The following is an 8221-nucleotide window of genomic DNA, read 5'->3' as shown; positions in this document are numbered from 1 at the left end:
ACAGCCCTTTCACCCGCATCATTTCGGATAATTGGAAGAAGAATTCTCTTTCAGCAGCACATCGTGTGCCCCGCCTTCCACCAAGCTGGTGGCGGATACCAGGGTCAGTTTGGCCTTTTTCTGCAGTTCGGGGATGGTGAGAGCCCCGCAGTTGCACATGGTGGACCGCATCTTGGAGATGGTCAGGTTCACGTTGTCTTTCAGGCCGCCGGCGTAAGGAACGTAGGAATCCACCCCTTCTTCGAAGGACAGCTTCTTGTCCCCGCCCAGGTCATACCGCTGCCAGTTCCGGGCACGGGCGGAACCTTCGCCCCAGTATTCCTTCATGTAGGTGCCGTTGATGTTCACCTTGTTGGTGGGGGATTCGTCGAACCGGGCGAAATACCGGCCCAGCATCAGGAAGTCGGCGCCCATGGCCAGTGCCAGGGTCATGTGGTAGTCGTACACGATACCGCCGTCGGAGCAGATGGGCACATAGATGCCGGTTTCCTTGTAGTATTCGTCCCGGGCCTTGGCCACTTCGATAACGGCAGTAGCCTGGCCCCGGCCGATACCCTTCTGTTCCCGGGTGATGCAGATGGAGCCGCCGCCGATACCGATCTTCACAAAGTCAGCGCCGCATTCTGCCAGGAACCGGAAGCCTTCCGCGTCAACCACGTTGCCGGCCCCTACCTTGACGGAATCACCGTATTTGTCCCGGATCCATTTCAGGGTCCGTTTCTGCCATTCGCTGTAACCTTCGGAAGAGTCGATGCACAGTACGTCCGCACCGGCTTCCACCAGGGCCGGTACCCGCTGTTCATAGTCACGGGTGTTGATGCCGGCGCCTACCACATGGCGTTTCTGGCCATCCAGCAGTTCCAGGGGATACTGTTTGTGGGTGGAATAGTCTTTCCGGAACACCATGTACATCAGGTTGCCCTCTTTGTCGATAATGGGCAGGGTGTTCAGTTTGTGTTCCCAGATAATATCGTTGGCCTGTTTCAGGGTGATGTCGCTGCTGCCCACCACCATGTCAGCCACCGGAGTCATGAAGTTCTTGACCTGATCTTCCATGTTCATCCGGCTGATCCGGTAGTCACGGCTGGTAACGATCCCTTCCAGATGGCCGTTCTTGCTGCCGTCGCTGGTAACAGCCATGGTGCTGTGACCGGTTTTTTCCTTCAGAGCCAGTACATCGGCCAGGGTGCTGTCCGGACGCAGGTTGGAATCGCTGACCACGAACCCGGCCTTGAAGCTCTTGACCCGGGCCACCATGGCGGCTTCGCTTTCGATGGTCTGAGACCCGTAGATAAAGGAGATGCCCCCTTCCCGGGACAGGGCGATGGCCATGTTGTCGTCGGAAACGGACTGCATGATAGCGGAAACCAGGGGAATATTCAGGGTCAGAGCCGGTTCTTCACCCTTTTTGAATTTCACCAGCGGAGTCTTCAGACTCACATTTGCCGGAATGCATTCGCTGGAAGAATATCCAGGAACTAAAAGATACTCGCTGAAAGTATGGGCAGGTTCATCATAGATAAAAGCCATTGTATATCCCCCTTTGAAATATTTTTCTCATTTTAGCACCAGTCTGTCACAAATGCAACAGGTTTTTCTGGTTTTTTCCTTCAGAAGTCTATCTGTTACGGAAACAGACCGCAGGGGCTGGAATACTTCTGCGGTCTGTAACATCATCTTATTTCGTCTTCAGCCGGCGGAGAGCTCTCCAGGCAATGTCCTGGCGGAAATGGGCTCCGTCGAAGTGGATCTTGTCCACCGCGTCATAGGCTTTCTGCTGGGCGGCAGGGATGCTGTCAGCCACTGCAGTGACCCCCAGCACACGGCCTCCGTTGGTGAGGATTTTCCCATCCTCTTCCCGGGTACCGGCGTGGAACACCACCACGTCTTCCATGGCTCCTGCAGCCTTCAGGCCGGTAATGGGCAGACCCTTTTTGTAGGATCCGGGATAGCCGCCGCTGGCCATGACCACGCACACGGCGGACTTGTCGCTCCATTCCACCATTTCAGGCTTCAGGGTGCCTTTGGCGCAAGCCACCATGATCTCTGCCAGGTCGCTTTTCAGCAGGGGCAGCACCACCTGGGTTTCCGGATCCCCGAACCGGGCGTTGAATTCCACCACCTTCACGCTGTCCCCTTTAATCATGAGACCGGCGTACAGGCAGCCGGAATAAGGCCGTCCTTCCTTGGCCAGGGCGTCCACAATGGGCCGCAGCACTTCCTTCACGGTCTTTTCCTTCAGGGCGTCGGTCATTACCGGTGCCGGGCAGTAAGCCCCCATGCCCCCGGTGTTGGGCCCCTGGTCTCCGTCGTTCACCCGTTTATGGTCCTGGGCAGCCAGCATGGGCACAATAGTCTTCCCGTCGGTGAAGGCCAGGAGGGAGGCTTCCTCCCCTTCCATGAACTCTTCGATGACCACCCGGTTGCCGGCGCTGCCGAACTTGTGGGCACCCATCATTTCATCCAGGGCATCCAGGGCTTCGTCCTTGGTCATGGCCACCACGACCCCTTTGCCGGCAGCCAGGCCGTCTGCCTTGATCACAATGGGGGCGCCTTTTTCTTCCACAAAGGCTCTGGCATCTGCCAGGTTGTCGCATACTTTAAAGAAGGCGGTGGGCACTCCGTACTTCTCCATCAGTTCCTTGGAGAAGATCTTGGAGCCTTCGATTTCCGCCGCTTTGGCACTGGGCCCGAAAATGGTCAGACCCCGGGCGTTGAACACATCCACGATGCCGGCCACCAGAGGAGCTTCCGGCCCCACCACCGTCAGATCGATGGCGTGCTTTTCCGCCCAGTCCGCCAAACCGTTCAGATCCGTAATGTCCAGGTTCACACATTCCGCCAGGTCCTTCATGCCCGGATTCCCGGGGGCTGCGTAGAGTTTCGTCACCTTTTTGCTTTGGGCCAGCTTCCAGACCAGGGTATGTTCCCGGCCGCCGCCGCCAATTACCAGTACCTGCATGCTAAGGCCTCCCTTATTTTTCGCTGTCCAGCTGCTTCTTCAGATAGGCTGCAATGGCCGTATCGTATTCCGCCGTATGGGCAAAGGCTTCCTGGGCCAGCATTTTCCGGGTGTGGAGATCGATGTCCCCTTTTTCCTTCAGCATGTGGATCAGGTCTTCATACCGGTCCGGATTGGTGATGATCACCACATCGTGGAAGTTCTTGGCAGAAGCCCGGACCATGGCCGGACCGCCGATGTCGATGTTTTCGATGGCTTCGGCTTCGGTTACATCCGGTTTGGCAATGGTCTGCTGGAAGGGATACAGGTTCACCACCACCAGGTCAATGGGCTGGATCCCGTTCTTCTTCATGTCTTCCATATGTTTGGGATTGCTGCGCACAGCCAGGATGCCCCCATGGATCTTGGGATTCAGGGTCTTTACCCGGCCGTCCATCATTTCCGGGGTCCCGGTTACGTCGCTTACGTAGGTCACCGGCACGCCAGCTTCCTTCAGCACCTTCATGGTGCCGCCGGTGGAGATGATTTCCACCCTATTGTTGTTCAGGAAATAGCCCAGCTTCACAATGCCGGTCTTGTCAGAAACGCTCAGTAATGCTCTGCGAATTTTCAGCATGGATTGTTCTCCTTATTTACGGATTTTCACTTTCCGGCCGTTTACAGTCAGCCGGTCTTCCGCCCACAGCTTCACCACTTCCGGCAGGATGGTATGTTCCTGGACCAGGATCCGGGCGGCCAGGGTGTCATGGGTATCTTCGTCCAGCACAGGTACGGCGGCCTGCATGATGATGGGGCCGGTATCCATCCCTGCATCCACAAAGTGGACGGTGCAGCCGGCGATCTTCACCCCGTAGTTCAGAGCCTGTCCCTGGGCATCCAGTCCCGTAAAGGACGGCAGCAGGGCCGGATGGATGTTGATGATCTTGTGGTACCAGGAATTCACGAAATCTCCGCTGAGGATCCGCATGAATCCGGCCAGCACCACCAGTTCCACCCCTGCTTCCCGGAGGGTCTTGTCAATGGCGGCTTCGAAGGAAGCCTTGTCCACAAAATCCTGACGGGCAATGGCGCAGTGAGGGATCCCCATCTTTTCCGCCCGCTGGAGGGCATAGGCTTCCGGACTGTCGCTGATCACCACGGCGATTTCGATGGGCAGGTTTTCTTTTTTGATTTTGTCGGCCACGGCCTGGAAATTGCTTCCCCGGCCGCTGACCAGTACCCCGATTTTCCGTTTAGTCACCGAAAACCCCGCCTTTCATCACGGTCTTTTTGGTGCCGGGCACCACATGGCCCAGTTCGTAGAAGGTTTCCCCGTTTTCTTTCAGATGAGCCCGGACGGCGTCGGCTTCGGAAGGATCCACCACCAGCACCATGCCAACCCCCATGTTGAAGGTCCGGTACATTTCCTTCACCGGAACATTGCCCCATTCCTGGAGCTTTTTGAACACAGCGGGCACTTCCCAGGCGTCTGCATGGACTTCCGCGTCACAGTTTTCCGGCAGGATCCGGGGAATGTTGTCATAGAAGCCGCCCCCGGTGATGTGGACCATACCGTGGAGATCGAATTTTTTGATCATGGGCAGGATGGTCCGGGGATACAGCCGGGTGGGAGTCAGCAGTTCCTCACCCAGGGTTTTGCCGAATTCCGGAATGTAGGTGTCCACCGTGAAGCCCTGAGCTTCGAAGCAGATTTTCCGTACCAGGGAGAACCCGTTGGAATGGACCCCGGTGGAAGGCAGACCCAGGAGGACGTCCCCGGCCTTCACCTTGTCCCCGGTGATCATCTTGCTCCGTTCCACCACGCCTACGCTGAAGCCGGCGATGTCGTATTCGTCCTTGGCATAGAACCCGGCCATTTCAGCGGTTTCCCCGCCGATCAGGGCACAGCCGCTTTCCTTGCAGGCATTGGCCACCCCTTTGACGATGTCGGCGATTTTCTGGGATTCCACCTTGGCGGTGGCGATGTAATCCAGGAAGAACAGAGGTTCCGCCCCCTGGACCAGGATATCATTGACGCACATGGCCACGGCGTCCTGGCCGATGGTGTCGTGACGGTCCATCATAAAGGCGATCTTCAGCTTGGTGCCCACACCGTCGGTACCGGAAACCAGCACCGGATCCTGGTATTTGTTCCCCAGGGCAAACAGGCCCCCGAAGCCCCCCAGGTCCCCGATGACTTCCGGACGGTAGGTGGCCCGGACGCTGTCCTTCATCAGTTCCACGGCTTTGTTGCCGGCGTCGATATCCACCCCTGCATCTGCGTATGTAATGACCTTTTTCTCGCTCACGCTGTTTCCTCCTTAGCAACCCAGTTCAAACTGTAATTTGGATCCTTTTTTCATTTCTTTATCTGCTCCATCCGGATAATGGGAATTGAAGCAGGCATAGCACATATCATCGGGTTTCAGCACGGACAGGCTGGCCCGGAGTCCTTCCATGGTAATGTAATGGAGGCTGTCCGCCTTGATGTACTGGCGGATCTCTTCTTCCGTCTTGCTGGCGGCGATCAGTTCTTTCCGTTCGGAAGTGTCGATGCCGTAGAAGCAGGAATCCATTACAGGGGGCGAACTGATGCACACGTGCACCGCCGTGGCTCCCGCATCCCGGAGCAGCTGGACGATCTTGCCGCTGGTGGTGCCCCGGACGATGGAGTCATCCACCATCACCACGGATTTCCCTTCCACCAGGCTCCGGTTGGCGTTCAGTTTCAGCCGCACCGCATTGAGGCGCTGTTTCTGGGTGGGCTGGATGAAGGTCCGGCCGATGTATTTGTTCTTGGTGAGCCCTTCCACAAAGGGGATCCCGGCTTCCAGGCCGTAGCCGATGGCTGCAGGGGTGCCGGAATCGGGCACGGAAATCACCACATCCGCCTTGATCCCCCTGGTTTCCCGGGCCAGGATCCGTCCCATGTTCAGACGGGCCTGGTATACGCTTTCCCCGTCGATGATGCTGTCGGGACGGGCGAAATACACGTATTCGAAAATACAGTGGGCACAGTGGGCCGGTTTGTGGGTGCTGTACATGATGCTTTTGGGTTCTGTTTCCTCGTTGTCGATGACGATCATTTCCCCGGGCTTCACGTCCCGCACATAGTGGGCCCCCACCAGATCCAGAGCGCAGGTTTCACTGGCCACCACCCAGCCGTGGTCCAGCCGGCCCAGGCACAGAGGCCGGAAGCCGTAGGGATCCCGGAAGGCGATCAGCTGGTCATCGTTCATGATGAGGATGGCAAAGGCACCCCGGATGGTGTCAGCCGCTTCCGCCACCCGTTCCGGCAGGGTCTTTTTCCGGCTCCGGGCGATCAGGCTCAGCACCACTTCGCTGTCGATGGTGGTCTGGAACACCACCCCGTCGTTGGCCAGTTCCTTCCGGAGCTGGGCGGCGTTGGTCAGGTTGCCGTTGTGGCTGAGGGCCAGGTTGCCCCCGTCATAGAACACCTTCAGCGGCTGCACATTGTAGGGCATGCTGGCCCCGGTGGTGGAATACCGTACATGGCCGGCGGCAATGCAGCCGTCCAGGCCCTTCAGGCCGTCCTTGAACACATCGTTCACCAATCCCATGCCCTTTTTGATGTGCATGTGCCGGCCGTCGGTGACAGCGATGCCGGCGCTTTCCTGGCCTCTGTGCTGGAGAGCGAACAGCCCCCAGTAGGTATTCAGTGCCACGTCGTCTTTCTTGGAATAGATGCCGAAGACCCCGCATTCTTCATGGAGCTTGTCTTCCGCAAAAAACTTGTCCCCCATAGTTCCTCCCGTTTCCTTATGCTTTGGCAGCGGCGGCTCTGGCAGCAGCCAGTTTTTCCCCTTTGGCTTTCACTTCTTCCTTCATCTTGGCCCGGGCTTCCGCCAGTTTGGTCACCAGTTCCGGATACTTCACCGCCAGGATCTCCACGGCGAAGATGGCGGCATTCTTAGCCCCGTTGATGGCCATGGTGGCCACGGGAATGCCGGAAGGCATCTGCACGAAGCTCAGGAGAGAATCCATCCCGTTGAGAGGGGTGGCGTTGATGGGAATCCCGATCACCGGCACCGTGGTGAAGGCGGCGATGAATCCGCCCAGATGGGCCGCTGCACCGGCGGCGGCAATGATGACTTCCACACCCCGGTCACGGGCGCCGGCGGCGAATTCCTGTACCAATTCCGGAGTCCGGTGGGCGCTGGCCACCACTACTTCCACCTCTACCCCGAATTCCTTCAGAGTTTTTTCCGCAGGTTCCAGCACCGGCCAGTCCGAATTGCTTCCCATGATAATTGCTGCTTTCATTCGTGAGCACCTCCAATAAAAAAGGCCCTTGATACCGCCCGCACAGCCAGTGTTCAAGTTTCTCAGAGCCAAACCACCACAATAATTTATACTCCTATTCTATCAACGGACCGGGGCTCTGTCAATGTTTTATCGAACTTTTATAACATAAGTTACACTATCGTTCGAAATGGGAGAGGCAGCCAGGTGGGTAAGTGGGTAAGTGGCCAGGTGGGCGGCAAGATAGGAGACTCTGCTCCAACCGTAGGGGCGGCAGGCCCGGCCGCCCGCAAAATGAGCCGCCAGCCACCGGATGAGCGGGCAGCCCGCCCAGGACCGCCGTACCCCCTTTTGTGCATCAGCCCCTCCAATATGCTATAATAGGACCAAAGAGGTGATTCCCATGAAACAATCCATTTGGAAACGGTTTTTCCTGACCATCCTTACGGCCTTTTCCGTCTGCGGTTCGGCGCTGGCGGCCGGGGCCATTCCGGTGCCCAAACCCGGGCGGATCGGCTCTCCTGTGCCCCGGCCCACGGTGCCGGTGGGCGGCTTCCAGAATCACAGTCCCATTCCCACTCCCGTTTACACTCCTGTAACCCCCTACCGTCCCATCCAGGTCCAGAAGATCCCCCTCCGGCCCATTGTCCAGCCCATGACCGGGTCCCTGGCTCCCACCGGGGAACAGGTGGGGGTGTTCAAACCCAACCTGACCCTGTTTTCCTGGGCTTCTCCCCGGGATATCGGAACCCCCTTCGGCCGGACCTTCCTGAACAATCCCAATGATTCCCTGGCCTGGTGGAAGCCTGCCAGCGCCATCACCCAGGGAGACATCTTCCAGAGCCGTCTGGCAAGGCTGGTGGAAGAGGTGAAGTGAAAAAAATCCTGCTGCAGCCTGCAGCAGGATTTTTTTGTCAGCGGTCAATGGTCGAAGGAGAGCATCTGCCAAAGGCAGATGCTCCTGAAGGGAAACGCAGCCCTGAGAGCTGCTAACCCACCACCATTGCGCAAGCGCAA

Annotated in this window: 8 protein-coding genes; 1 reads left to right on the top strand and 7 read right to left on the bottom strand. The window is 57.8% G+C overall.

Annotation, left to right across the window (positions count from 1 at the left end; all coding sequences use genetic code 11):
* Positions 1-18: 18 nt before the first annotated feature.
* The 7 genes from QVO43_RS02295 to purE form a co-directional block, all read right to left on the bottom strand.
* Complete coding sequence (locus QVO43_RS02295) at positions 19-1530, bottom strand: IMP dehydrogenase (protein WP_022486992.1); 1512 nt, start codon at positions 1528-1530, stop codon at positions 19-21.
* Between the two features lie 148 nt (positions 1531-1678).
* Positions 1679-2962: a phosphoribosylamine--glycine ligase gene (purD, locus tag QVO43_RS02290; protein ID WP_022486991.1), complete on the bottom strand. Its 1284-nt coding sequence runs from the start codon at positions 2960-2962 to the stop codon at positions 1679-1681.
* A gap of 13 nt (positions 2963-2975) precedes the next feature.
* Positions 2976-3575 (bottom strand): IMP cyclohydrolase, encoded by a 600-nt coding sequence (locus tag QVO43_RS02285; RefSeq protein WP_369678666.1) that lies wholly within the window; start codon positions 3573-3575, stop codon positions 2976-2978.
* Between the two features lie 15 nt (positions 3576-3590).
* On the bottom strand, positions 3591-4202 hold the full coding sequence (purN, locus tag QVO43_RS02280) for a phosphoribosylglycinamide formyltransferase (RefSeq protein ID WP_022486989.1): 612 nt from the start codon (positions 4200-4202) through the stop codon (positions 3591-3593).
* On the bottom strand, positions 4195-5250 hold the full coding sequence (purM, locus tag QVO43_RS02275; RefSeq protein ID WP_022486988.1) for a phosphoribosylformylglycinamidine cyclo-ligase: 1056 nt from the start codon (positions 5248-5250) through the stop codon (positions 4195-4197). Before purM ends, purN begins: the two co-directional genes overlap by 8 nt.
* Positions 5251-5262: 12 nt before the next feature.
* On the bottom strand, positions 5263-6705 hold the full coding sequence (gene purF / locus QVO43_RS02270) for an amidophosphoribosyltransferase (protein WP_022486987.1): 1443 nt from the start codon (positions 6703-6705) through the stop codon (positions 5263-5265).
* A gap of 16 nt (positions 6706-6721) precedes the next feature.
* Positions 6722-7225, bottom strand: coding sequence for a 5-(carboxyamino)imidazole ribonucleotide mutase (gene purE / locus QVO43_RS02265; RefSeq protein ID WP_022486986.1), 504 nt, complete (start codon positions 7223-7225; stop codon positions 6722-6724).
* A 382-nt stretch (positions 7226-7607) separates the two neighbouring features.
* Here purE and QVO43_RS02260 point away from each other — a divergent pair, with 382 nt between their 5' ends.
* The gene (locus QVO43_RS02260) at positions 7608-8081 is read left to right on the top strand and encodes a hypothetical protein (RefSeq protein ID WP_022486985.1); all 474 of its coding nucleotides are present in this window, start codon (positions 7608-7610) and stop codon (positions 8079-8081) included.
* The last annotated feature ends 140 nt before the right edge of the window (positions 8082-8221 follow it).

The organism is Acidaminococcus sp. CAG:542, from assembly GCF_000437815.1.
Taxonomy (GTDB): domain Bacteria; phylum Bacillota; class Negativicutes; order Acidaminococcales; family Acidaminococcaceae; genus Acidaminococcus.
This window is presented reverse-complemented; position numbering and strand designations above follow the sequence as displayed.

Bases quoted from the DNA above. Each gene is read 5' to 3' on its own strand.
- purD (WP_022486991.1), bottom strand. From the start codon at position 2,962: ATGCAGGTACTGGTAATTGGCGGCGGCGGCCGGGAACATACCCTGGTC.
- purE (WP_022486986.1), bottom strand. From the start codon at position 7,225: ATGAAAGCAGCAATTATCATGGGAAGCAATTCGGACTGGCCGGTGCTG.
- purF (WP_022486987.1), bottom strand. From the start codon at position 6,705: ATGGGGGACAAGTTTTTTGCGGAAGACAAGCTCCATGAAGAATGCGGG.
- QVO43_RS02295 (WP_022486992.1), bottom strand. From the start codon at position 1,530: ATGGCTTTTATCTATGATGAACCTGCCCATACTTTCAGCGAGTATCTT.
- QVO43_RS02260 (WP_022486985.1), top strand. From the start codon at position 7,608: ATGAAACAATCCATTTGGAAACGGTTTTTCCTGACCATCCTTACGGCC.